General features: G+C 67.0%; 22 protein-coding genes. 3 read left to right on the top strand and 19 right to left on the bottom strand.

Translation table 11 applies throughout. The annotated features are described in order from the left end of the window. Positions 1-46: 46 nt before the first annotated feature. Complete coding sequence (locus D893_RS11175; protein WP_110619834.1) at positions 47-937, top strand: LysR family transcriptional regulator; 891 nt, start codon at positions 47-49, stop codon at positions 935-937. Between the two features lie 6 nt (positions 938-943). Here D893_RS11175 and D893_RS11170 read toward each other — a convergent pair whose 3' ends face one another. From D893_RS11170 to D893_RS11150, 4 genes are all read right to left on the bottom strand, one after another. Beyond that, positions 944-2,125 carry a GGDEF domain-containing protein gene (locus D893_RS11170; protein ID WP_110619833.1) on the bottom strand — a complete coding sequence of 394 codons (1,182 nt, stop codon included), beginning with the start codon at positions 2,123-2,125 and terminating at the stop codon, positions 944-946. A gap of 92 nt (positions 2,126-2,217) precedes the next feature. Next, positions 2,218-3,453: an organoarsenical effux MFS transporter ArsJ gene (gene arsJ, locus D893_RS11165; protein WP_077243463.1), complete on the bottom strand. Its 1,236-nt coding sequence runs from the start codon at positions 3,451-3,453 to the stop codon at positions 2,218-2,220. Between the two features lie 357 nt (positions 3,454-3,810). After that, positions 3,811-4,335 (bottom strand): DUF302 domain-containing protein, encoded by a 525-nt coding sequence (locus tag D893_RS11155; RefSeq protein WP_077243464.1) that lies wholly within the window; start codon positions 4,333-4,335, stop codon positions 3,811-3,813. A 182-nt stretch (positions 4,336-4,517) separates the two neighbouring features. Then, entirely contained in the window at positions 4,518-6,218 is a 1,701-nt protein-coding gene (locus D893_RS11150; RefSeq protein ID WP_077243465.1) for a 2-isopropylmalate synthase, read from the bottom strand. Between the two features lie 155 nt (positions 6,219-6,373). Between D893_RS11150 and D893_RS11145 the strand changes: the two genes are divergently transcribed. Beyond that, on the top strand, positions 6,374-6,865 hold the full coding sequence (locus D893_RS11145; RefSeq protein ID WP_110619841.1) for an Lrp/AsnC family transcriptional regulator: 492 nt from the start codon (positions 6,374-6,376) through the stop codon (positions 6,863-6,865). A gap of 12 nt (positions 6,866-6,877) precedes the next feature. Here D893_RS11145 and D893_RS11140 read toward each other — a convergent pair whose 3' ends face one another. After that, entirely contained in the window at positions 6,878-7,381 is a 504-nt protein-coding gene (locus tag D893_RS11140) for a DUF1249 domain-containing protein (protein ID WP_018871210.1), read from the bottom strand. Positions 7,382-7,496: 115 nt separating this feature from the next. Between D893_RS11140 and D893_RS11135 the strand changes: the two genes are divergently transcribed. Further along, positions 7,497-9,131 (top strand): alpha-D-glucose phosphate-specific phosphoglucomutase, encoded by a 1,635-nt coding sequence (locus D893_RS11135; protein ID WP_110619832.1) that lies wholly within the window; start codon positions 7,497-7,499, stop codon positions 9,129-9,131. A gap of 34 nt (positions 9,132-9,165) precedes the next feature. Here the strand turns inward: D893_RS11135 and D893_RS11130 are convergent, their stop codons facing one another. The 14 genes from D893_RS11130 to D893_RS11065 all read right to left on the bottom strand — a co-directional run bounded on the left by D893_RS11130 (position 9,166) and on the right by D893_RS11065 (position 22,793). Continuing rightward, the gene (locus D893_RS11130; protein WP_018871212.1) at positions 9,166-9,864 is read right to left on the bottom strand and encodes a hypothetical protein; all 699 of its coding nucleotides are present in this window, start codon (positions 9,862-9,864) and stop codon (positions 9,166-9,168) included. A 54-nt stretch (positions 9,865-9,918) separates the two neighbouring features. Then, positions 9,919-11,163, bottom strand: coding sequence for a flagellar hook-associated protein FlgL (gene flgL / locus D893_RS11125; protein WP_018945716.1), 1,245 nt, complete (start codon positions 11,161-11,163; stop codon positions 9,919-9,921). A gap of 66 nt (positions 11,164-11,229) precedes the next feature. Beyond that, the gene (gene flgK / locus D893_RS11120) at positions 11,230-13,134 is read right to left on the bottom strand and encodes a flagellar hook-associated protein FlgK (protein ID WP_110619831.1); all 1,905 of its coding nucleotides are present in this window, start codon (positions 13,132-13,134) and stop codon (positions 11,230-11,232) included. Between the two features lie 59 nt (positions 13,135-13,193). Further along, entirely contained in the window at positions 13,194-14,276 is a 1,083-nt protein-coding gene (gene flgJ, locus D893_RS11115) for a flagellar assembly peptidoglycan hydrolase FlgJ (RefSeq protein ID WP_110619830.1), read from the bottom strand. After that, positions 14,276-15,490, bottom strand: a complete 1,215-nt coding sequence (locus D893_RS11110; protein WP_026288828.1) for a flagellar basal body P-ring protein FlgI — start codon at positions 15,488-15,490, stop codon at positions 14,276-14,278. The genes flgJ and D893_RS11110 overlap by 1 nt, the downstream gene beginning before the upstream one ends. A gap of 19 nt (positions 15,491-15,509) precedes the next feature. Beyond that, on the bottom strand, positions 15,510-16,136 hold the full coding sequence (gene flgH / locus D893_RS11105) for a flagellar basal body L-ring protein FlgH (RefSeq protein WP_246863919.1): 627 nt from the start codon (positions 16,134-16,136) through the stop codon (positions 15,510-15,512). A gap of 82 nt (positions 16,137-16,218) precedes the next feature. Then, positions 16,219-17,007, bottom strand: a complete 789-nt coding sequence (flgG, locus tag D893_RS11100) for a flagellar basal-body rod protein FlgG (protein ID WP_018945711.1) — start codon at positions 17,005-17,007, stop codon at positions 16,219-16,221. 43 nt (positions 17,008-17,050) lie between these two features. Beyond that, on the bottom strand, positions 17,051-17,791 hold the full coding sequence (flgF, locus tag D893_RS11095) for a flagellar basal-body rod protein FlgF (protein WP_110619828.1): 741 nt from the start codon (positions 17,789-17,791) through the stop codon (positions 17,051-17,053). A gap of 35 nt (positions 17,792-17,826) precedes the next feature. Beyond that, a complete protein-coding gene (gene flgE, locus D893_RS11090; protein ID WP_110619827.1) occupies positions 17,827-19,071 on the bottom strand; it encodes a flagellar hook protein FlgE in 1,245 nt (414 codons plus the stop codon). Positions 19,072-19,104: 33 nt separating this feature from the next. After that, on the bottom strand, positions 19,105-19,800 hold the full coding sequence (locus D893_RS11085; protein WP_110619826.1) for a flagellar hook assembly protein FlgD: 696 nt from the start codon (positions 19,798-19,800) through the stop codon (positions 19,105-19,107). A gap of 10 nt (positions 19,801-19,810) precedes the next feature. Continuing rightward, positions 19,811-20,233, bottom strand: coding sequence for a flagellar basal body rod protein FlgC (gene flgC, locus D893_RS11080; protein ID WP_018871222.1), 423 nt, complete (start codon positions 20,231-20,233; stop codon positions 19,811-19,813). A 21-nt stretch (positions 20,234-20,254) separates the two neighbouring features. Continuing rightward, positions 20,255-20,665, bottom strand: coding sequence for a flagellar basal body rod protein FlgB (flgB, locus tag D893_RS11075; RefSeq protein WP_018945708.1), 411 nt, complete (start codon positions 20,663-20,665; stop codon positions 20,255-20,257). A 187-nt stretch (positions 20,666-20,852) separates the two neighbouring features. Beyond that, positions 20,853-21,668: a protein-glutamate O-methyltransferase CheR gene (locus D893_RS11070; protein WP_019022256.1), complete on the bottom strand. Its 816-nt coding sequence runs from the start codon at positions 21,666-21,668 to the stop codon at positions 20,853-20,855. A gap of 195 nt (positions 21,669-21,863) precedes the next feature. Then, on the bottom strand, positions 21,864-22,793 hold the full coding sequence (locus D893_RS11065; protein ID WP_018871225.1) for a chemotaxis protein: 930 nt from the start codon (positions 22,791-22,793) through the stop codon (positions 21,864-21,866). Between the last annotated feature and the right edge of the window lie 183 nt (positions 22,794-22,976).

Here is a 22,976-nt window from a genome sequence, read left to right as displayed (position 1 = left end):
GCCATCGAATCGGCCATTATCGCACGCAACCCCCGGAGAGACAGGCATGCGCCCGGAACAACTGAGTGTCGAATCCCTGCAGGCCTTCGTCGCGGTGGTCGACACGGGTGCGTTCTCCGCCGCAGCCGAACGTCTGCACCTGACGCAACCAGCGATCAGCAAGCGCATTCAGGCCCTGGAGGCCACCCTGGAACGCCCGCTGTTCGAGCGCCAGGGACGGCGCGTGCGCCCGACCGAGGTGGCCGAACGCCTGCTGCCCGAGGCGCGCGAGATCCTCGCCCGGCTGCGTGCGATCGAACAGCAGATCGCCGATCTGGACACCGTGGTACGCGGTCGCATCCGCCTGGCCACTTCCCATCACATCGCGCTGCACCGCCTGCCCGACCCGCTGGCCGCGCTGGGCGGGCACTACCCGGACCTCGAACTCGAGCTGGCATTCATGGACTCCGAAGCGGGTATCCAGGCCGTGCTGCACGGCGACGCCGACCTGGCCCTCGCCACGCTGCCCGAGTCGCTGCCCGACGGAATCGAGGCCCGGACCGTGTGGACCGACGAACTGGTGCCCATGATCGCCCGCGCGCAGGCCATCCGTACGCCCGGCGACATCCTCGCGCGCCTGCGGGACTGGCCGGCCATCCTTCCCCCGGTGGATTCCACCACCCGTCGGCGGATTGAACAGGCCCTGGCCACGGCGGAGCTGCGCCCGGCCGCCGCCCAGGAGAGTCCCTATCTGGAGGTCATCCGCATGATGATCGCCGCCGGCCTCGGCATCGGCTTTCTCCCGCGCGACATGGCCACCGAGGAGCTCGCGGTGCTCGACTGGCCCGGGCCGCCCGTCCTGCGTTCACTGGGCTGGGTGCGTCATGCCGCGCGCTACCATTCGCGGGCCCTGCAGGCGGTGATCGAGAAACTGGAGGGTTCCGGCCCGCCCGCCTGACACGGCTCAGTTGGCCATGGGTCTGGCGGCGTCTCCGGCAGCCGCGCGCACGCAGTTGCGTCCGGCGGACTTGGCTTCGTACATGCCCAGATCCGCCCGACCGAGGGCCGCATCGATCGACTCCTCCGGCATCCAGGCGGCGACCCCCACGCTCGCGGTCATGCGCACCACCGCGCTCCCGCTCTGTACGCAAAGGGCCTGAACCTCCGAGCGCAGGCCCTGGGCGCGCTTTTCCGCCTGCTCCAGGGACATCCCCGGCAGCAGCACGCCGAACTCCTCACCGCCGAGCCGCGCCAGGGTCTCCCCGGGCTTCAGGGTATCTCTGAGCACGCGCGCCACGCTGCGCAGGACCTCGTCGCCCACTGCATGACCGTGACGATCGTTCACGCCCTTGAAGTGGTCCAGATCCAGCAGCACGACCGTCAGCGGCTCCTCCTCCAGAAGCGCGCGATGGCGGGCCGCCTCGGCGGCATCGAAGAATCCGCGCCGGTTGGCCACTCCGGTCAGCGGATCCGTGGTGGACATGCGCACCAGCCGGTCAAGCGCCGCAAACTGCCAGTGCCGCAGCACGTCCTCGCGATGGGCGATGGCCAGAAGGACCAGCAGCACGAAGGAGACGAACAGTCCCGCCAGATGGGCCTCGCTCCCCTGCACATCGTCGGTCTTGCCCAGCGCAACCGCCCACGTCGCCAGCAGCAGAACTCCGGTCAGGCCCCAGCGCCAGCGCCCGGTGTTAGGCAACAGCAGCACGAACACCATCCCGACAAAGGCGAACTGGCTGGTATCCAGGACCGGACTGGAGTGCTCCAGTCCGTGGACGAAAGTCAGGGCCAGCGTCAGCAACGCTACCCCGAGCCCCGTCAGCGGCGCGATGGTCAGCAGGCCCTCCGGCCAGCGCCATACGCTCAGAGCCGCCCCGAGCAGCATCGCCGCGAATACCCCCCGCAACACGAACGCCACTTCCAGCCACCCGCCTTCCAGCTGCGCCAGATCCAGCGGCACCAGCGCCGCCAGCATCGCCAGGATCAGTGCGAGCACCACCAGAAACGTCACTCGCATCCCGCGGGATCGCTCGCTGCGGAACCGCGCCTCCAGCGCATCGTCGGCGAACGCCGCAGTCCAGGGTGACGGTCGCGGCAGCGGAACCGGAAGGTGGCCGTGCGTCATGTAGCCTCGATGATCGGCCACCCGCTTCCCCTTCGAATGGATATTGACAGCGCAGGATCCCACAACAGGTGTGAGCGCACCAGAGCCATACCGTGCTCGGCACGGGCGTTCGTTCAGGCGTGCAGGGCCTCGCGCGGCAGCGCCGAGGAAATCATCCAGGCGGCAAAGACAAACAGCGTGGAGGCCACAAGCGCCCCCTCCAGCCCCCAGAGCATGAAGATGGCACCGGAGGCGACGGTCCCGACCAGACGCCCCCCGGCATTGGCCATGTAGTAAAAGCCGACCTTCATCGCAACGCGGTCGGCCTCGGCGTAGTCGAGGATCAGGAAGGAGTGCACGGCGGAGTTGATGGCGAACACGACGCCGAACAGGCCCAGCCCGACCATCAGCACCCACGCCGGGTCCAGGCCGGCCTCCAGGCCGATCACGATGGCGAGCGGCAGCAGCATCAGAACGAACGCCCACAGGCGCGCGGTCAGCCCGGTCGGATGCACCCCGCCCCTGCCCAGCAGGCGCGGCACCGAGGCCTGCACGATGCCGTAGCCGATCACCCACAGCGCCAGAAACGCCCCCACCTGCATGTGGTTCCAGTCCAGGGTCGCGCTCAGGAACACCGGCAGCGCGACCACGAACCAGACATCGCGCGCGCCAAACAGGAAAAAGCGCGCGGCCGACAGCACGTTGATCGTGCTGGAGTTGGAGAACATCCGGGTGAACTTCGGCTTGCCGCCGACCTTGCCAAGGCCACGCGGCAGCCCGACCACCGAGAACAGCATCACCAAGGCGAGCATCCCGGCCAGGACCACCAGCGCCAGCTGGAATCCGATCGAGTACAGCAGCGCCCCACCGACGAAGAAACCGACCCCCTTCAGCGCGTTCTTGGAGCCGGTGAGCACCGCGACCCAGCGAAACAGACGCCCTTCGCCGTCGCCGGCGACCAGCTTCACGCCGGATTTCGCGCTCATCTTGTTCAGGTCCTTGGCGATCCCCGACAGGGCCTGCGCGAACATCACGTACGCCACCCCCAGCCAGGCCTCGGGCACCGTGAGCATCAACAGGGCCGCTACCTGCAACAGCGTCCCGCCGATCATCGTGATGTTCACCCCCAGCCGCGCGGCCAGCCAGCCACCGGTCAGGTTGGTGACCACCCCGAACAGCTCGTAGAACAGGAACAGGAAGGCGATCTCCAGCGGGCTGTAGCCCAGCTGGTGGAAGAACAGCACGACCAGCATGCGGATCGCGCCGTCGGTGATGGTGAACGCCCAGTAGTTCGCGGTGATGCGCGCGTAGGCGCCCACGCCGAGTACCGGCGAAGCGTCAGAATCGGGACCAGGGAAACACTGATTCATGTACACGCTCGCGCTCGAGTCGCTTTTGCGTGCGAACAAGGCGCGGCGACCGCCATGCAGTCATTCTGCACAAGGCAGCCGCAACGCCGTGCGCGCGCCAAAGCGGCCGAGCCCCTTCGGGGTTGGCACCCCGGGTTCCCCGATCCTGCGTTGCGGCCCTTGCCGGTAGAACCACTACCGGCTGCGCACCGCGCCTTGTCCGGGAAACCCGGGGTGCCAACGCGAGCGTGTACATGGATCAGTGTTTCCCTGGGGGCCGCCTTGCTCATCGCGGCGGGGAGTGTAGAGAAAAAGCATGAACGCCGCATTACGCCACGGCGGGGCAACGCGCACCCCGCCGTGGCCGTCGACTCATGCTCAGAAATCGCCGGTGCGGCCGGCTTCGACGATGCTGTAGATGGTGTCTCTCACCTCGCGGGCAACTTCTTCCAGATCCTCGGGCAGATCCGTGGCATGCATCATCATGTCCATGTTGGTGGTCACGATCCAGCCCTGGCCCTCGTCGTCCTCCACCACCGCGATGCGACACGGCAGGAAACTGGCAAAGATGATGTCGTGCTGCACCATTTGATTCGCGATCAGGGCATCACAGAACGCCAGTATGCGCATGTAGTTGCCCTCGCCGCCCATGGCCGTCACCTGCTCGGAAAGCGGCAGGTTCGCCACTTCCTGAAAGTTGCGCAGATTGGCCCGCAGCTGCATTGACTCCACCGCCTCCTCGACGCTCACCCCGTCCTCGATCCGGAACACCTCGGCGCTGTGCCGTACCATCTGCTGAAGCGTTTCGCGATCGAGTTCCGGTTCCGGCGCCGCATCCGGCGCCGAAGCCATCAGGCTCGGAGTCCAGCCCAGCAGCAGCAAAAACAGAATCCACCGTTTCATGTTCCACCTCCCGCCGTTGCGCGGCCCCCGGCCGCTTTATCGAAGGTAGACCACTCACCGGAACACGGGCGCCAGACCACCAAAAAACCCCGTGCCGCTCGTGCGACACGGGGTTTGCCATGAAGCCCCTGCGACCGCGGCACCACGATCGCTCGGGCCGTCTGCGGCGGGGGGGGGGGGGGTCAGGCGCTGGCCGCGGCCATAACCGCATCCGGAATGCGCGGGGCCTCGTGACCCAGGCGCCGGCCGGCGGCGTTCAGGACCGCCTGCAGGGTCGCGGCCGTGGTGTCCTCCCCCAGGGCCACGCCCACCGAGCGCTCGCCGTCCACCGAGACATCCACCGCGGCCATCGCGCGCGCCTCGGTCCCGGCCTCCACCGCGTGCTCGTCGAAGTGGCTGACGCGCACCTCCACGCCGCGGCTGGCGTGCAGCGCCTCGGCCAGCGCCTCCACCGCGCCGTGGCCGGCCCCGTTCAGGCGGGTCTCCTGTCCGGGCGGGCCCACGGTGGCATCCAGGCGCACCACCGGGCCTTCCTTCTCCATTTCGTAGCGCACCAGATCCCAGCCCGGCACCGGCGCCAGGTAGTGCTTCTCGAACAGCTCGTGGATGCGCTGCGAGGTCACTTCCTCGCCGGAGGCCTCGGCGTCCTGCTGCACGATGCGGGCAAACTCCACCGCCAGCCAGCGCGGCAGCTCGATGCCGTAGTCGCGCTCCAGCACGTGGGTCACCCCGCCCTTGCCGGACTGCGAGTTGATGCGCACCACTTCCTCGTAACGCCGGCCCAGGTCGCCCGGGTCGATCGGCAGGTAGGGCACGTTCCAGTGGCCACCATGCTCGCGGTAATGCGCCAGACCCTTGCGGATCGCGTCCTGATGGCTGCCGGAGAACGCGGTGTAGACCAGCTCGCCCGCCCACGGATGGCGCGGATGGATCGGCATGTCGGTGCATTCCTTGTACACCTCCATCAACCGCTCCATGTCGGACAGGTCGATGGTCGGGTCGATGCCCTGCGAATACAGGTTCATGCCGACGGTGACCAGGTCCATGTTGCCGGTGCGCTCGCCATTGCCGAACAGTGTGCCCTCCAGGCGGTCCGCCCCGGCCAGCAGGCCCAGCTCGGCCGCGGCCACGCCGGTGCCGCGGTCATTGTGCGTATGCAGCGACACGCAGATATGTTCGCGGTGCTGCACGTGGTCGCAGAACCACTCCACCTGGTCGGCGAACACGTTGGGCGTGGCCGACTCCACCGTGGCCGGCAGGTTGATGACCACCTTCTGGCCCCGATCCGGGCGCCAGATCGCGGTCACCGCGTCGACCACCTCGACCGCGTAGTCCAGCTCGGTGGTGGAGAAGCTCTCCGGCGAGTACTGGAAGATCCAGTCGGTCTGCGGGTACTTCGCGGCGTAGTCGCGCACCCAGCGCGCGCCGTTCTCGGCGATGCCACGGATGCCGTCGCGGTCCATGCGGAAGACCTGCTCGCGCTGCGCCGGGTTGGTGGAGTTGTACACATGGACCACCGCGCGCGGCGCGCCCTCCAGGGCCTCGAAGGTCCGCGCGATCAGATCCTCGCGCGCCTGGGTCAGCACCTGTACGTACACGCCCTCGGGGATGCGCTGCTCGTCCACCAGTCGGCGGGTGAAGTCGAAGTCGATCTGCGAAGCGGCCGGGAAGCCGATCTCGATCTCCTTGAGCCCGATGTCCACGAGCACCTCGAAGAAGCGCATCTTCTGCTCCACGCTCATCGGGTGCACCAGCGCCTGGTTGCCATCGCGCAGGTCCACCGCGCAGAAACGCGGGGCCGCGGTCGTGCGCTGCGCCGGCCAGCGCCGGTCCGCCTTGTCGATCGGCGGGAAGGGGGCGTACTTGGTGTGATCGAAACTCATGACGATCGGTCTCCTGAATCCGGATACTTACGGCTTTCTTCTTGGGACAACAGAATAACGCAGAGTTCGCCGCAGGGAATTGCGAATTACCCCCATGCCGCTTTCTTTTCGCCACGAGATTGCGCCGGATGGCCCGTGCGCGCAAGATTCGGCTCATGGAAAACGAACTGCACCGCCTCGATCGCTACGACCGCCACATCCTCGAGATCCTGCAGGAGGACGCCGGCATCTCCAACCAGGCGCTGGCCGAGCGCGTGGGGCTCAGTCCGTCACCCTGCCTGCGTCGGGTACGCGCGCTGGAGAATGCGGGGATCATCCTGCAGCGTGTCGCGCTGCTGGATCGTCGGCGCCTGGGCCTGGAGCTGACCGCGCTGATCCATATCGGCATGGATCGGCACACCCCGGAACGTTTCGCCCATTTCGAGGAGACGGTGGCCACCTACCCCGAGGTCCAGCGCTGCTACCTGATCACCGGCCAGGCAGCCGACTACATGCTGCAGGTGGTGGTCCCGGACATGGATGCCTATCAGGAATTCCTGCTGCGGCGCATCACAAGGCTGGAGGGGGTGGACAGCGTGCACTCCAGCTTCGTGCTGCGCCGGGTGCTGGACCGCACCGCGCTCCCGCTGGACTATTCCCCGGGATGATCCGGGCGGCGCTCAGACCTCCGGGGTCTCGCCACTGACCGGCGCGGCCGGGGCCGCCGAGCCGTCGGCGACAAAACGATGCCCCTGGCGCAGGCAGTAGCGCAGCCACTTGTACAGGAAGCGGTTGTGCCGCCAGCGACAGCCCAGGCCCGGCTGACCCGCGAGGGTATCGATCATGCGGTCTTCCCCGGTACTGCGGCAGTAGCGCCCCAGCACCTCGGCCTGGCGGGCGTCGTGGAACATGCGCACCCGCACGTCCGGCTGCTCGCGCACCCGGTCGCCTTCGCCGAAGCGGTAGGTCAGGCGCAGCGTGGTGGTGTAACGGGTGCGCTCCAGCACCTCCAGATGAAGATCGAGGGCCCCGTCCACGCGCGATACGGCCCGTCCGCCCACGGCGGCGGGATCGGGACACAGGCGGCGCAACTGCAGATAGTTGTCCTCGTAGAGCTCCATCAACGCGGCGAAGGTGACGGGCCGCGGCTGGAGGTACGCGGGGGTACGGCTGTCCAGCAACATGGCGGCGGAGTCTAACAGCCCTGCGCCGCCACCGTCCGGCATCCCGGCGCTCAGAGCGGACACCCCCGTACGTTTCTGCTACCGTCGGGATAAAGTCAGGGGAGTCACGCAGCACATGGACATCAGCGTCGTCACCACCCATCCGTTCGAAGACCAGAAGCCAGGCACGTCGGGTCTGCGCAAGCGCGTCAGCCGCTTCCGCCAGCCGCATTACCTGGAGAACTTCGTCCAGGCCGTATTCGACAGCCAGCCCGCGCTGGAAGGGGCCGAACTGGTGCTGGGCGGGGACGGCCGTTTCCACAACCGCGAGGCGATCCAGACCATCCTGCGCATGGCCGCCGCCAACGGCGTCGGCCGGGTGGTGGTCGGGCGCGGCGGGCTGCTGTCCACGCCGGCCGCCAGCCACCTCATCCGCAGCCGCGGTGCCACCGGGGCCCTGATCCTGTCCGCCTCGCATAACCCCGGGGGACCGGAAGGCGACTTCGGCATCAAGTTCAACACCGCAGCGGGCGGACCGGCTCCGCCCGCGGTCACCGACGCCATCCACGCCCGCAGCCAGGCCATCACCCATTACCGCATCCTCAAGGAAGCGGTGCACGCGGATCTGGACCACCTGCATGCGACCGCCCTGAACGGCATGGACGTGGAAGTGGTCGACCCGGTCGCCGCTTACGCCGACCTGATGGATCAGCTGTTCGATTTCCACGCGATCCGTGAACTGCTGGCCGGCGACTTCCGCCTGCGCTTCGACGCCATGCACGCGGTGACCGGCCCGTATGCCGAGGCCCTGCTGGTGGACCGTCTGGGGGCTGCGCCGGAGAGCATCCTGCGCGCGGAACCACTGGGCGATTTCGGCGGCGGACACCCGGATCCCAACCTGACCCATGCGCGGCTGCTGCGCGAAGCCATGTTCGGCCGCGACGCCCCGGACTTCGGTGCCGCCTCCGACGGCGACGGGGACCGCAACCTGATCCTCGGGCGGCATTTTTTCGTCACGCCGTCCGACAGCCTCGCGGTGATGGCGGCCAACGCCCACCACATTCCGGCCTTCGCCGATGGTCTGCGCGGCGTCGCCCGCAGCATGCCCACCAGTCAGGCGGTGGACACCGTCGCCGAGGCCCTCGGCATCCCCTGCTACGAGACCCCCACCGGCTGGAAGTTCTTCGGCAACCTGCTGGACGACGGGCGGATCCGCCTGTGCGGCGAGGAGAGCTTCGGCACCAGCTCCGACCACGTGCGCGAGAAGGACGGCCTGTGGGCGGTCCTGTTCTGGCTTAACCTGCTCGCCGTGCGCCGGCAGTCGGTGGAGACCATCGTGCGCGAGCACTGGGAGCGTTTCGGCCGGCACTACTACACCCGGCACGATTACGAGGGGATCCGCAGTGAACACGCCGAGGCGGTGATGGATCGCGTGCGCGACCGGCTGGCCACCCTGCCGGGACAGTCGCTCGCCGGACAGACGGTCCGGGCCGCCGACGATTTCGCCTACACCGACCCGGTGGACGGATCAGTGGCCGAAGGTCAGGGCCTGCGGGTGATGTTCGAGAGCGGTGCGCGCATCGTCTTCCGGCTGTCGGGCACCGGCACCGAGGGAGCAACGCTGCGCCTGTACATCGAACAGCACGAAACCGCCCCGGAGCGGCTCGACCTGGATCCTCAGGAAGTGCTGCGGCCGCTGATCGACGCCGCCGGCGAACTGGGCGATATCCCCGGGCTGACCGGCCGCCGGAGCCCCGACGTCATCACCTGACCCTTCAGGGCCTGATCCGTCCGGGCCGGAAGGGTCAGGGGGCGAGCTGCAGGGTCATCGCCCCCTCGTCCACTTCCACCGACTCGATCCCCGCCTGCAGGCCCCGGAAGGGTTCCAGGGCCAGCAGGTCTTCGTCCTTCAGCCCGCCCAGCCAGGCATCCGGGAGCGGGATTCCGGCCACACTGACCCCGACCAGGCGCGCGCGCACGCCCTCGTCCTCGGTGGTCTCGAAGTGCACCCCGGAATTGACGTTCAGGGTGCGTCCGCCCAGCAGCGGGACCTCGGCGGGGACATCCACCCGTACCCGGGTGCTGACCTGCCCCGGGGTCAGGCGCACCGACACGCGATTGGCCAGATCCGGATCGCGCGCGATCAGCGCGTTGAGTTCGCGTTCGGAAAACGCGATCCGGCGCGCGGCGTCGTCTTCCTCGTAGAGTTCGGGGATCAGCGGCTCGGCGTCCGGGTCGTCCAGTTCCACGATCGCCCCGCCGCGTTCGGCGTCCGGACGCGGCACGGCCGGTTCCCGCGTGCGCTCCAGGGCCTGCAGCTTGTCGTCCAGTGCCTGCTGCTCCTCGACATCCAGTTCCACGGACTTCGGCTCGCCCGACTGCAGCTGCACCCAGCCCCAGAATCCGGCCCAGATGATCGCCAGGCCGAGCAGGATCAGCAGGTAGCGCGGCGGGCGCCCGGTAGAACCGGCCACACCCTTGCCGGTGGAATCGCGTTGGGCCATGTCAGGGGTCTCGGTGTAGGTCCGCCGGCATCGTCGCCGCCGGGTCGCGGCGCGTCAAATGAAATCGAACAGCGACAGCCGGCTGGTCTCGCTGTAGGTCTGCTGCGCCGCCTGCAGCGCGACCTGCTGCTGGTTGAAGCGACTGATGGCCTCGGCATAGTCGAGGTCGCGGATATCGGAGGCCGCGGTTTCCAGATCCAGCAGGCGGTCCTCGTTGAGCTCGGTCTGGTCGTCCATGGTCTTCAGCCGTGAGCCCACGTCGGCCCGGGTCTCGTTGAAGTTTTCCAGCGAGGCATCCAGGTCAGCCAGGGCGGTGTTGGTGGCGGTCGCCAGGCTGGCCCGGTTCTCCCGCGTACCGGTGCCGTCCTCCAGTGCGCCGATGATGTCATCCAGGGTGGAGAAGATGTCCTTGTTGCCCGCCGGACGCGAGAGCACCTCGTCACCGGCCTGAGGATCCCCGCTGAGGGTCACCGACCGCCCGGCAAAATCGATGGATTCCCCGGACACAAACGGCTGCCCGTCCAGTGGCTCTCCGTCGGGTCCGTCGACGGTGTTTCCATCCGCATCCCGCACGCTGTAGGCCATCTCGCCATCGGCATTCTCCGCGAACTCGATGGTGTACTCCTCGCGGTCCAGCTCGCGAACGTCGTACACCTCGGCCTTGTCGATCACCAGCGAGCTGTCATTCTCGCGGTTGGCCACCTCGGCGGTGGCGCGGCCGTCATTCTCCGCGACGTTCATGAACACGTCCGCACCGGTGTCGCCGACCGGCACCGAGCGGGTCGGCGAGATCTCGACCTCACGCACGCTGCCGGTGCCCTGAGCACCCTCGTAGCGGACCGTGCCCTCGCCGTCCTGCTTGAACGGCTGCTCCAGCGAATTGGTCCCGGCAAAGATGTACTCGCCGTTGGGATCGCGGGTATTGGCGATCTCGAACAGCTCGTCGCGCAGCTGGCGCAGCTCGTTCGCCTGGTAGCGCCGGGTCTCGTCGGTCTGGCTGTCATTGTTGCCGGCCACCACCAGTTCGCGCGCCCGCTGCAGGGCATCGGTGCCCGACTGCAGCAGCGACTCCTGCTGTTTCAGGCGCGGCTGCGCGTTGTCGATGTTGCGCTGGTACTGCTCGGTGGCGCTGATGATGCGTTCGAACTGGTTGGTCTGGGTCGCGCCGCTGGGGTCATCGGAGGGCCTGAGGATCCGCTCACCGGAGCCCAGCTGCAGCGACGTCCGGTTCATCTCGGACTGGTTGCGCTGGATCTGGTCGATCCCGGTCTGGAAGATCTGGGTGGTCGATATGCGCATCGTTTCATCCCCGGATGCCGCGGCATCCCGTCAACTTCTGTACACCGTCGTTCGGATGCGGGCCCATCAGCCGCGCACCGCGCCCAGCAGACTGTCGAACAGGCTGTTGCCGATCTGGATCACCTGCGCCGAGGCCTGGTAGGCCTGCTGATAGCGCAGCAGGTCCGCCGCCTCTTCGTCCAGGTTCACGCCGGATACCGACTCGCGCTGCTCACGCGCCTGGTCCAGCTGGGCGCTGGCCGATTCCTCGGCCACCTGCGCCTGGCGGGTCTGCGTGCCAACGCTGGCGATCAGGCTGTTGTAGGCGTCGCCGAAATTGCGGCGTCCTTCAACCTGATCCGCCTCGGCGAGCTCGTTCATCGCCTTCATGTTGCGGTTGTCGCCTTCACGATTCTCGTTGGTGAAGACCTGGAAGCTGTCGTCTTCCTCAGGGGTGCCGCGGATCTCCATTTCCCAGCCGTCACCGGTGAGGCGATAGACCCCGTCGTCCACCTCCTCGGTCTCCAGCTCCTCGCCGTCCGAGCGCACGAACTCGTCCCCGTCGAAGGTGATCTCCAGCCCGTCGATACTGCCGTCAAACGCCTCACCATCGGGGTCCGGGTCCGTCGCGGCGATCTCGCTCACCTGCGCCGAGCCGACGTTTTCCGCGCCCTCCTCGGCCCGCAGGGCCGCCGCAGCCGCCAGTTCGTCGCCATCCTCCATCAGCACATCCATCTGCCCGACGCCGGTACGCGTGGGCTGGATCAGCCATTCCCCGGTGATGTCTTGATCTTCCAGCTCCGACAGATCCACCGCCAGCCCATCGATCCGCAGGACCTCATCCTCGATCTCGAAGTCGTCCAGAACCCGGTTGTCCGAGGCGCGCCGAACTTCGTATTCCCCTTCGTCATCACGCAGCAGGCGATAGTCGTCGGTGGTCAGGGCCGAGGCGTCCTCGATGCTCACCTCGGGATTGGCACCGGGCTTCGGATCCCCCGCACCCCACACCTGTGGCTCACCCAGCGAGAAGATCGGCCCGCCCTGCTCACCGTTGAGGTCCAGACCCAGCTGGTTCTGATGGTTGAAGCTTTCACCCAGGGAATGCGCGATCTGGCCGAGGGTGTTCTGCGCCTCGTCGATCAGGCCGCCGCGCGTCTCCAGCAGGGCCCCCAGCTCGCCGCCCTGGATGAACCGCGAGATACTGGCGGTGCCGTCACCGCTGGGCACGCCGATATCCAGCTGGTCGGGGTCTCCCGACAGGGCCTCGGCGCGCAGCTCGCGCGCATCCCCGCCGAGCACCAGCGACTGGCCATTGCCGACGAACACGTTCAGCGCGCCGTCATCTTGTTCCACGGTACGCACGTCCACCTTTTCGGCCAGTTCGTTGACCAGGCGGTCACGCTGGTCGAGCAGGTCGTTGGGGGAGGCCTGGGTGGACCCGGAGACGATTGCGCGGTTCACGTCGGCCAGTGACTCGGCGAGGTCGTTGACCTCCTGCACCCCGGTCTCGATCTGGCCATTGACGATCTCGCGCTGCTCCTGCAGGCGGCTGTCAATGGAACCCAGGCGTTCCACCAGCGATTCGGCCTCGGTGCGGAACACCTCGCGCGCGGAACTGGAGGTCGGATCGCTGCTGACGTCCTGCGCCGCGTCAAAATAGCTGTCCAGCACCGGCTGCAGGCCCGAGGACTCGTCCGCGAGCAGGTCATCGATGCGATTGGCGATCTGCACCCGGGTCTCGGCGCCGGCGGCGGTGGTGGTCGCGTCGGTGAGCTGGCGGTTCACGAACTCGTCGGAGATGCGCCGGACGTTGTCGACCTGCACCCCCTGGCCCTGGAAGTTACCCCCCAGGAACTGCGGCGGGCGGTTGGCCAGCGAGGTATCCTGGCGCGAATACCCCTCGGTGGAGGCATTGGCGATGTTGTTGCTGGTGGTGCCGATGGCCCGTTGATAGGCCAGCAGGCCCGACGTCCCGATATTGAGGGAGCTCATGACGCCATCCTCCGTGACCCGCGGGGTTCATTGATCAGTCTGTCACCGTTACGCATGTTCTACCCCTCGGCCGGGTTATCGGCGGGTCCCGCCGAAACTTGAGCATGGACGGGTTCGCGCACCTGCGCGACCCGCTCGCGCAGGTCCAGGATCTTGTCCGCGTATTCCGGGTCGGTCGCATACCCCGCCGCCTGCAGTTCGCGCACGTAGGTGGCGTCGTCGCCGGCCTGCAGCGCCTTTTCGTAACGCGGGTTACTGCGGATGAAATCAACGTAATCGGCGAACGACCGTTCCGGACCGTCGTAGGCACGGAAGCGGGCCTGCTCGCGCTGGGCCACGCCGTCGCGGAATTCCAGCGTTCCCACCGACACCGCATCCCCGTCCCAGGAGCGGTCGGCCTTGATGCCGAACAGGTTGAAGCTGGGGTCACCGTCCCCCCGACTCGGCATGTGCTGGCCCCAACCGGTCTCCAGCGCACTCTGCGCCAGCAGTACCGATGGATCGACGCCCAGCTCCTCCGCGGCCTCCTCCGCCAGCGGCCCCAGACGGTTCACGAATTCCTCCGGGCTGCGCGGTGGCCAGTCGCCGGCGGCAATCGGCCGTGCCACGGGCTCCGGACGGCCGGCCTCGGAAGCCTGCGGGACCGCGGCCGGCGCCTCGGCCGGCGTCTCGGTCCGTGTTCCGGCGGGGGCCTCGGCGGGATCGACCTGCGTGCCGGCATCGTCATCAATGCCGCGGCGCGGCGGCAGCGAATCGTTGCGCCGCGGTGCCTCCAGGTTGTCCAGGCGCTCGGGGTCGTGCAGCACCTCGGGATCGGTGGGCGCGTTCTGTTCGAGCTCGCGCATGATCACCTCGCGCAGCCCCAGACCCTCGCCTTCGCTGGCCGAACGCGCGACCTCCTGATCGAACATCTCCTGGTACATCTCGGTCTGTTCGTTCTCGAACATCCCGTCGCCCAGCGAGGCCTCGCGCATCTGCTTGAGCATCTGGCCGACCAGCATGGCCTCGAACTCGCGCGCGACCGACTCCATGCCCTCGCGACTGCCACCCTGCGCGGCCCGCGTGAGATCGTGCAGGCCCGAGGGATCGGAGGCCATCGCCTGACTGGCCTGCATCCGGCCCTGATCGCTCGGTCCGATCATCAGATCACCACCAGCTCCGCCCGCAGCGAGCCCGCCTCGCGCAGGGCCTGCAGAATGGCCACCAGGTCGCTGGGTGCCGCGCCCACGTTGTTCACCGCACGCACGATCTCGTCCAGCGAGGTTCCCGCGTCGAACAGGAACATCGGGTTGTTCTCCTCCTCAATCGCGATGTCGGTCTCCGGCTGGATCGCGGTCTCGCCCGGGGCCAGCGGCAGCGGCTGCACCACCTCCGGTGACTCGGTAATCGTCACGGTCAGACTACCGTGCGACACCGCGGCCGGCGACACCTGCACGCTGGACCCGATCACAACGGTGCCGGTACGCGAATTGACGATCACCCGTGCGGGGGCCTCACCGCGTTCCACCGGCAGGTTTTCCAGTTCGGCAACGAAACTGACCCGCTGGCTGGGATCGGTCGGTGCACGCACCGTGACCGACGAGCCGTCCTCGGCCCGGGCGGTGCCGGCGCCGAAGGTCTCGTTGACCGCCTCGGTCAGGCGCGTGGCCGTGGTGAAGTCCGGGCGATTGAGGTTGAGGGTCACGGTGTCCCCCTCGGCGAACGCAGTGGGCACCTCGCGTTCCACCGTGGCCCCGTTTGGGATTCGCCCGACACTGGGCACGTTGACCGTAATGCTGGACCCGTCGCCGCCCTCAGCATCAAAACCGCCGACGATCAGGTTGCCCTGGGCGATGCCGTAGGTCTCGCCATCGGCCCCCTTCAGCGGGGTCATCAGCAGGGTACCGCCGCGCAGGGAGTCGGCGTTGCCCATGGACGACACGGTGACGTCGATGTCCTGCCCGGGCCGGGCGAACGGCGGCAGGTCGGCGGTGACCATCACCGCCGCGGTGTTCTGCAGCTGGGGGTTGGCATCCTCATCCGGGCTCAGACCGAGCTGGGTGAGCATATTGTTGAGGCTCTGCACGGTAAACGGCGTCTGCGTGGTCTGGTCACCGGTGCCGTCCAGTCCCACCACCAGGCCGTACCCGATCAGCTGGTTCTCGCGCACCCCGGACACACTGGCCAGATCCTTGACCCGTTCCACGATGCCGGAGCCACCCTGCTGGGCCCCGGCCTGTTGCTGGGCCTGCTGCTGAATCGCGGTCTGCGCGGAGACACCCTGGCCCCCGAGGGTGACCAGCAGCCCGGCGGAGAGGGCCGCCACCGCGACTTGCCGAAGCCTCCTGCGCATCGCCTGTCGGATTCCTGCCTGCATGCGTCACCTCGTCCTTATGCTAGAAAGGCCAGATCGGGCTGTTGAAGAACCGGGTGATCCACCCGGGGGTGTTGCTGTCGGCGATGAAGCCGGTCCCGCCGTAGGAGATGCGGGCGTCCGCGAGCTGGCCGGAGAGCACTGTGTTGTCGGCGCTCACGTCCTGCGGCCGCACGATGCCGCGCAGCCGCACGTATTCCTCGCCCTGGTTGATGCCCAGCCATTTCTCGCCCTGCACCACCAGGTTGCCGTTGGACAGCACCTCGGCCACGGTGACGGTGATCTCGCCCTCGAGCTGATTGCTCTGGCTGGAGTCGCCCCCGCCATCGAATTCCCGCGAGCTGTTGTTGCTGGCGCCGAACAGGGGACGCCCGGAGCGTGTGGCCTCGCCGCCGAACGCCTCCAGATTGCCGAGGTCGAGGTCGGAGTCCTTGGAGGTGCTGGTCGAGGAGGATTTCTGCGCATCCGTACTTTCGGCCAGGATCACGGTGAGCACGTCTCCCACCCGGCTGGCAGTGGTGTCGGTGAACAGTCCCTGGGACTGCGACGCCTGGAAGATACTGCCGTTGTTCTCGGCCTGCGAGACCGGCTCGGGCGGTTCCACCGCCTGATACTCGGGCGCATCGCCCGGGCGCTCGTCGTGCGGCATGCTGGCGCAGCCGCCCAGCAGCAGGAAGACCAGCGGGACCGCCATGCGGCGGAAGGCGACGGGAATCATGGCGTTCATGGCGTCACCCGATGGTCTGGTTGATGAACTGCAGCGCCTGGTCGGCACTGGAGATGGCCTTGGAGTTCACCTCGTAGGCCCGCTGGGTCTCGATCATGTTCACCAGCTCCTCGGCGATATTCACGTTGGAGGTCTCCAGCGACCCCTGGATCACCGTGCCCACGCCGTTGAGCCCGGGATTGGCCTGCTGCGCCACGCCGGAAGCCGCGGTCTCCTTGAAGATGTTCTCGCCCACCGCCTCCAGGCCCGCGGGGTTCACGAAGTCCGCCAGCTGGATCTGCCCCAGGTCCACCGGTTCGGCCTGCCCCGTAATGCGCGCGGTCACGGTGCCATCCTTGCCGATGTCGATCGACTCGGCATCATCCGGGACAAACAGGCCCGGCTGCAGCGGATAGCCGTTGGACATCACCACCTGGCCGTCGGAATTGACCTGGAAGCTGCCGTCGCGGGTGTAACCGACGTCACCGTTGGGCATCAGCACCTGGAAGAAGCCGTCGCCCTCGATGGCGACGTCCAGAGAGTTCTCGGTCTGCTGCAGGTTGCCCTGTTCGAACATCTTCTCGGTGCTGACCGTGCGCACGCCGGTGCCGATCTGCAGGCCCGAGGGCAGCTGCTGATCCTGGGTGGCCTGGGCGCCGGGCTGGCGCACGGTCTGGTAAATCAGGTCCTCGAACACCGCCCGGTCCTTCTTGAAGCCGGTCGTGTTCGAGTTGGCCAGGTTGTTGGACACGGTCGACATGCGCGTGTCCTGCGCGTCTAGACCGGTCTTGGCAATCCACAGTGCCTGGTTCATGGCGTTTCTCCTGTCAGTCGGGGTGTCTCCGGGATACCCCGGATCAGCCCATGCCGAGCAGCCGGTTGCTGCTCTGTTCCAGCGTGTTGGCGGTGTCCATCATCTTGACCTGCGTCTCATAGGTCCGGGACAGCTCGATCATGCGGGTCAGCGCCTCCACGGTGTTCACGTTGCTGCTCTCCAGCGCGCCGGAGGTCAGCGTCACGTCGGCGTCCGCCGGCGCCTCGCCGCCGTCCGCCATGCGGAAGAGGCCGTCATCCCCGCGCTCGAGGTCCTCCACGTCCGGGTTGACCAGGCGGATGCGCTCGACTGCCGCCAGCGCATCGGCCGGCGCCCCCTGCGGGCGCACGCTGATGGTCCCGTCGGTGCCGATCTCGACCTTCTCCGATGGCGGGATCGCGATCGGGCCGCCGTCCCCCATCACCTGCATGCCGTCGGCGGTGCGCAAAAGACCGAAGCCGTCCACCTGCAGATTGCCGGCGCGGGTGTAGCCCTCCTGACCGTCCGGACCCTGCACCGCGATGAAGCCATCGCCGTTGATCGCCACGTCGAGGTCGCGCCCGGTACTGCGCAGCGTGCCCTTGGAGAAGTCCGCCGCCTCGGTCCCCACCTGCACGTAGTCGCGGGTGTCGTACACCGGTCCGCGAACCGGGACGGTATCCGCCGTTGCCAGCGCCTGACGGAAGCCATCGGTATTGGCATTCGCCAGGTTGTGGTTGTTGACGGACTGGGCGTGCTCGGTCTCCCGGGCCCCGGACATCGCGATGTAGAGAAAACGGTCCATGGTTTGACCTCCCGCAGGATCCTCCGGTTACCGCCCTAGCGGATATTGATGATCGTCTGGGTCACGGTGTCGGCCGTGGAGATGGTCTGGGAGTTGGCCTGGAAGTTGCGTTGGGCCGTGATCAGGTTCACCAGCTCCTGCGCAATATCCACATTGGAGGCCTCCAGGGCCCCGGCCTGGATCTGCCCGGTGCCGCCCGAACCCGGCGCGTTCAGGGTGGGCCCGCCGGAGGCGAAGGTCTCGGCCCAGTTGTTGTTGCCCAGCTGTTCCAGACCCTGCGGGTTATCGAAATTGGCCAGCGTCACCTGGCCCAGCACGTCCGACTGCCCGTTGCTGTAGCGCGCAAACACCACGCCCTCGTTGTCGATATCGATATCGGTCAGCGTGCCCGGGGCAAACCCGTCCTGGTTGAGGTCGCTGACCCCGAAATCGGAGCCGTACTGGGTCGTTCCGGCGAAATCGATGGTGATCTCGTGGTCATCCTCGAAGTTGCCGCCGGGAGTGAAGGTAAAGGTCGCGTCGTCGTCATCCATCGCGTCGAAATCCAGCTCGCCGTTGCCATCGAACGCCAGCTGCTTGGGATCACCCTCGTTGACGACCTCTCCGTTGACGGAGACATAGGCCTCCCACTCGTTGTCATCGGTCTTGGTGAAATAGACCTCCGCGTCCTGGGATTCCCCCTGGCCGTTGTACACCGTCAGCGACGTGGAGAAGTTGTAGCTGTCGGGGACGGCCACGCCGTCATCGGTCTGGAATCCACCGTCGATCACGGGGGAATCCGACTGCAGATTCAGCCGGGCCTCGATATCGGAGGTCACCTGAGGTGCACCCTCGCCGGTCTGCAGCTGCAGGTCGCCCGGAGCACCTCCCAGATCTGCCGGGTCAGTATCACCGTCCTCGACAATGTATCCCTGCAGGTTCTGGCCCTGACTGTTCACCAGGAAGCCATCGCGGTCGACCTGAAACTCGCCGGCGCGCGAATAGACCGTATTGCCGTCATCATTGAGCTGGAAAAAGCCCTCGCCGTCGATGGCCAGGTCCAGACCGTTCTCGGTGAACTCGGTCTGCCCCTGGCTAAACTGCTGGGTCACCGCCAGCAGGCGCGAACCGGCACCGGTGGCCGTCTGCGAGGTCCCGCCGAAGGACTGCGCATAGACGTCCCCGAATTCCGCACGCGATTTCTTGAACCCGGTGGTCCCCGAGTTGGAGATGTTGTCGCCGGTCACGTCCAGGTCGGCCTGGGCCGAGTTCAGTCCGCTCAATCCGATGTTGAAGGGCATGTTCCGTTCCTCCGGTTGTTTTTGGGTCGAACGTCAGCCGGAGATCCGGCGTACGTCGGAAAAGTCGATCTCGCCCACACCCTGCACATTCAGTGCCAGGCCGTTTTTCTCGCCGCCCATGGAGACGCTGTCCACGCGCTGGTTGAGAAAGGTCTCCAGCGATTCGGTGCTCTCCCCGCTGCGCGCGGTCGCCCGTACCTCGTAGACCCCGGCCGGCGCGCGCTGTCCGTTGTCGGTCAGGCCATCCCACTGGAAGTCCTGCAGCCCGGCGCCCATCGCGCCGAGATTCATGCTGCGCACGCGTTCACCAGCTCCGTTCATGATCTCGACCTCCACCGACTCGGCCGAGGCCCCCAGCTCGAACGCGCCGCTCATGCCGCCCTCGGGATCCAGCTGGCCGAACTCCACCGGCACCAGCACGTCCTTGCCAACGAGATTGGCGCCCTGCACCGCCTGGTTCTGGCCCATCGACTGGGCGAAGCCCTCGAACGACTCGTTCAGCTCCTGGATTCCGGTGACGCTGGAGAATTGCGCCATCTGCGCGATGAAGTCCCCGTTTTCCATCGGCTCGAACGGGTCCTGGTTCTGCAGCTGGGTCGTCATCAGCTTGAGGAAGTCCTCCTGTCCCAGTTCTTCGCTCGGCCCCTCCGCCTCCTGGCGGTCGCGCTGGGCCTGGCGGTCGGTGCGAATGCCCGCCCCTTCAAGCATGTCGGGAGTCAGTCCGGTCATCTGCGTTCTCCTAGCCCTGTCCGCCCATCTGCAGCGTGCGCTGCATCAGCTGGCGGGTGGTGTCCATGACTTCGACGTTGGCTTCGTAATTGCGCGAGGCCGACATCATGTTGGCCATCTCCTCCACCACGCTGACTGCGGGCCGGAAGATGTAGCCTTCTTCGTTCGCCTTCGGATGGTTCGGCTCGTAGTGCATGTGCGGCTCGGCATCCGATTCCTCGATGCCCGCCACCTGCACTGGTGTCGCCGTCCCGTCGCGGTTGGCCTGGTCCATCACCGCCTGAAACAGGACATGCTTTCCGCGATAGGCCTCCTCGGCACTGCCAGCCGCCGTATTGGCGTTGGCCAGATTCGAGGACACCGTATTCAGCCGCGCCGACTGCGCCGTCAGCGCCGAGGCCGAGGTATTGAAAAGGTTGAACAGATCACTCACGGCGGTGGCCTCCCGTCAGGTTCAGCGATTGCCCCGGAAGGCATCGCGAATGCCGGAAACCCGGCGGTTAAGAAATTCGAGACTGCTCTGGTACTTGACCGAGTTCTCGGCGAACGCCGCCCGCTCCATCTGCGGATCCACGGTGTTGCCGTCCAGAGATGGCTGTGAAGGAATGCGGTATTTGAGCTCGGCCCCGGTGCCCGCGGCGGCCGTCCCTGGATCCTGATGACCTGCCCGGGTCTGGCTCATCGCCAGCTGCCCGCCACCGCCCCCGTCGGCCGCCTCCAGCTGGCTGCGAAAATCCAGATCGCGCGCCTTGTAGCCGGGGGTGTCGGCATTGGCGATATTCGAGCTCAGAACCTCCATGCGCTGCGAACGCAGGTTCACCGACTCCGGCAGAATCCCGAGTGCCTTGTCCAGCGATATGCTCATCCCGTTCCGTCCGGCCCGCACATGGCGGGCATCCGTTGCCTGACCACGACGATGCAATCGCCGTGCCATTGGCTGCCGGCAAAAGGGAAAAGGATTGGGAGGGATGCCGGCGCGCGGCCGGCCGCGCGGCGAATCGCCGCGCTGGGAAACGAGCACCGGGCCCGTTGCAGGCCCGGCGTGGAGGGGTTCAGCCCTTCAGCCGCAGGACCGAGCCGTACTCGGTGCGCACGGTTTCGTAGGCCTTGCTGTAGGGCCCGACCGTCTCGGAAGCGCCAAGAAACAGATAGCCACCGGGGTTGAGCTGCTTCGCTATACCGTCAAGGACCTGACGCTTGGTCTCGGCCGAGAAATAGATCAGGACGTTGCGGCAGAACACGATGTCAAACTTGCCCAGCGCCGCGTAGCTGTCGACCAGGTTGAGTTTCTGAAACCGGCAGCGGCGCTGCACTTCGGGGATGATCTTGTGCCCCTCGGGCACGGTCTGGAAAAACCGGGACCGCCGCGACTCGCTGAGCCCGCGCACGATGCTCAGACCGTCATAGACTCCCTTGCGGGCATCTTCCAGCACGCCCTCGGACAGGTCCGTCCCGAGAATGCTGACGGGCACCACCCGGCGCGGGCGCGACGCCTCCCATTCCGAGACCACCATCGAGATGCTGTAGGGCTCCTGGCCACTGGAACACCCGGCCGACCAGACCTTGATCGACGACCGAGTGGACGCCAGCTCCGGGAGGATCACGTGGCGCAGGATCTCGAACGGAAAACCGTCGCGAAACCAGGAGGTTTCGTTGGTGGTCATCGCGTCGATGACGCGCGTGCGCAGCTTCGGGCTGGGGGCCTTGCGCAGCGCGTGCAGCAGCTCCGGCACGTCCTTGTAGCCGAATTCATCCAGCAGGCGGGACAGCCGGCTGGACACCAGGTACTGGCGGCTGTCCCCCAGCACCAGGCCACAGCACTCGGAGAGAAAGCGCGCGAATTCTTCGTAGTCACGGGAATCGATCACGCACACATCTCCGCCTTGACGCGTGCCGGGCCCGTCCGCCGTCCGCTGGTTGTTCGGTTCGATGATTCCATGCCGCCACAGTATAGGGCTTCGAGGCGGCCTTGCGGGAGTCCGCAGCCTGCAAAGGGGCGGCAAGCGCCGGCCACCCGCCCCGGCCGGGCCGGCAACCCCTCGCCCCCGGCAACCACCGACATCTCAGGCGGTCTTGTTGATCTGTTCCAGGACCGCACTGGCCAGTTCGTCCGGGTTGAACTTGGAGAGGAACGCATCCGCACCGGCCCGACGCACCATGTCGGTATTGAATTCGCCGCTGAGCGAGGAATGCAGCAGCACCCGCAGCGGTCGCAGCCGCTCGTTCTCGCGGATCTTTGCCGTCAGGGTGTAACCGTCCATGCGCGGCATTTCGATATCCGAGATCACCAGCTCGACCGTGTCGTGGATCGGGCCCTCTGCGGCTTTCTCCTCCAGGTAATCCAGGGCTTCACGCCCGTCCTTGCACAGCACGTAGGGCCACTCGAGCCCCTGGATGGCGCTTTCGATCTGGCGGCGGGCCACCACCGAATCGTCGGCGATGACGATTTCCCGACGCTCGGGTGTCTGCTCGGCCACCGCGGAACGCACGCTTTCCGACACCTCGGTGGGCAGCGGATTGACCAGCGACAGCACGCGCTCCACGTCGATGATCTCCACCAGCTTGTTGTCGAGTTCGGTGACCGCCACCAGAAACGACTCGCGCCCGGTGCCGCGCGGGGGCGACTTCACCTGGTCCCAGTTGACGTTCACGATCCGATCCACCGCCGATACCATGAAGCCCTGCACCGAGCGGTTGAACTCCGTGATCACAACCTTCTGCTGCCCGTCCGCCCCGGCCCGGGTCGACTGCATGCCCATCGCCCGCGCCAGATCGATGATCGGCACGGTCTTGTCCCGCAGGGTCGTGACACCCCGCACCACCCCGGCGGAGCCGGGAATCTGGCGCAACTGCGGCAGCGGAATCACCTCGCGCACCTTGAACACGTTGATCCCGAAGGTCTGCGTGCCGCCCAGATAGAACAGCAGAAGCTCCATCCGGTTCTGCCCGACCATCTGCGTGCGCTGGTTCACGTCGTCAATAAACTGACTCACGGTTCTCGCCCCCTGGGTTGTTCTCCCTGCTAACGGCCGCGCCGGCGGGAGCTTGAACCACGCATCGGGCGTGCAGGACAGGCCCGGATACCATGGCACGGAATCTGCATGCATCCCGCTACGAAGACACAGGGTCAACGGTGACCGGACATGCACCTTCTCAAGTTACAGGCTTTGCTCCCG

This window comes from Thioalkalivibrio sp. ALE21, from assembly GCF_003208255.1.
GTDB lineage: Bacteria > Pseudomonadota > Gammaproteobacteria > Ectothiorhodospirales > Ectothiorhodospiraceae > Thioalkalivibrio > Thioalkalivibrio halophilus.
The sequence above is the reverse complement of the archived record's forward strand: the minus strand, read 5'-3'. Positions and strand labels throughout refer to the sequence as shown.

Coding starts and splice junctions, on each gene's coding strand:
- D893_RS11175 (WP_110619834.1), top strand. CDS start 47: ATGCGCCCGGAACAACTGAGTGTCGAATCCCTGCAGGCCTTCGTCGCG.
- arsJ (WP_077243463.1), bottom strand. CDS start 3,453: ATGAATCAGTGTTTCCCTGGTCCCGATTCTGACGCTTCGCCGGTACTC.
- D893_RS11155 (WP_077243464.1), bottom strand. CDS start 4,335: ATGAAACGGTGGATTCTGTTTTTGCTGCTGCTGGGCTGGACTCCGAGC.
- D893_RS11150 (WP_077243465.1), bottom strand. CDS start 6,218: ATGAGTTTCGATCACACCAAGTACGCCCCCTTCCCGCCGATCGACAAG.
- D893_RS11145 (WP_110619841.1), top strand. CDS start 6,374: ATGGAAAACGAACTGCACCGCCTCGATCGCTACGACCGCCACATCCTC.
- D893_RS11140 (WP_018871210.1), bottom strand. CDS start 7,381: ATGTTGCTGGACAGCCGTACCCCCGCGTACCTCCAGCCGCGGCCCGTC.
- D893_RS11135 (WP_110619832.1), top strand. CDS start 7,497: ATGGACATCAGCGTCGTCACCACCCATCCGTTCGAAGACCAGAAGCCA.
- D893_RS11130 (WP_018871212.1), bottom strand. CDS start 9,864: ATGGCCCAACGCGATTCCACCGGCAAGGGTGTGGCCGGTTCTACCGGG.
- flgL (WP_018945716.1), bottom strand. CDS start 11,163: ATGCGCATATCGACCACCCAGATCTTCCAGACCGGGATCGACCAGATC.
- flgK (WP_110619831.1), bottom strand. CDS start 13,134: ATGAGCTCCCTCAATATCGGGACGTCGGGCCTGCTGGCCTATCAACGG.
- flgJ (WP_110619830.1), bottom strand. CDS start 14,276: ATGATCGGACCGAGCGATCAGGGCCGGATGCAGGCCAGTCAGGCGATG.
- D893_RS11110 (WP_026288828.1), bottom strand. CDS start 15,490: ATGCAGGCAGGAATCCGACAGGCGATGCGCAGGAGGCTTCGGCAAGTC.
- flgH (WP_246863919.1), bottom strand. CDS start 16,136: ATGCCGCACGACGAGCGCCCGGGCGATGCGCCCGAGTATCAGGCGGTG.
- flgG (WP_018945711.1), bottom strand. CDS start 17,007: ATGAACCAGGCACTGTGGATTGCCAAGACCGGTCTAGACGCGCAGGAC.
- flgF (WP_110619828.1), bottom strand. CDS start 17,791: ATGGACCGTTTTCTCTACATCGCGATGTCCGGGGCCCGGGAGACCGAG.
- flgE (WP_110619827.1), bottom strand. CDS start 19,071: ATGCCCTTCAACATCGGATTGAGCGGACTGAACTCGGCCCAGGCCGAC.
- D893_RS11085 (WP_110619826.1), bottom strand. CDS start 19,800: ATGACCGGACTGACTCCCGACATGCTTGAAGGGGCGGGCATTCGCACC.
- flgB (WP_018945708.1), bottom strand. CDS start 20,665: ATGAGCATATCGCTGGACAAGGCACTCGGGATTCTGCCGGAGTCGGTG.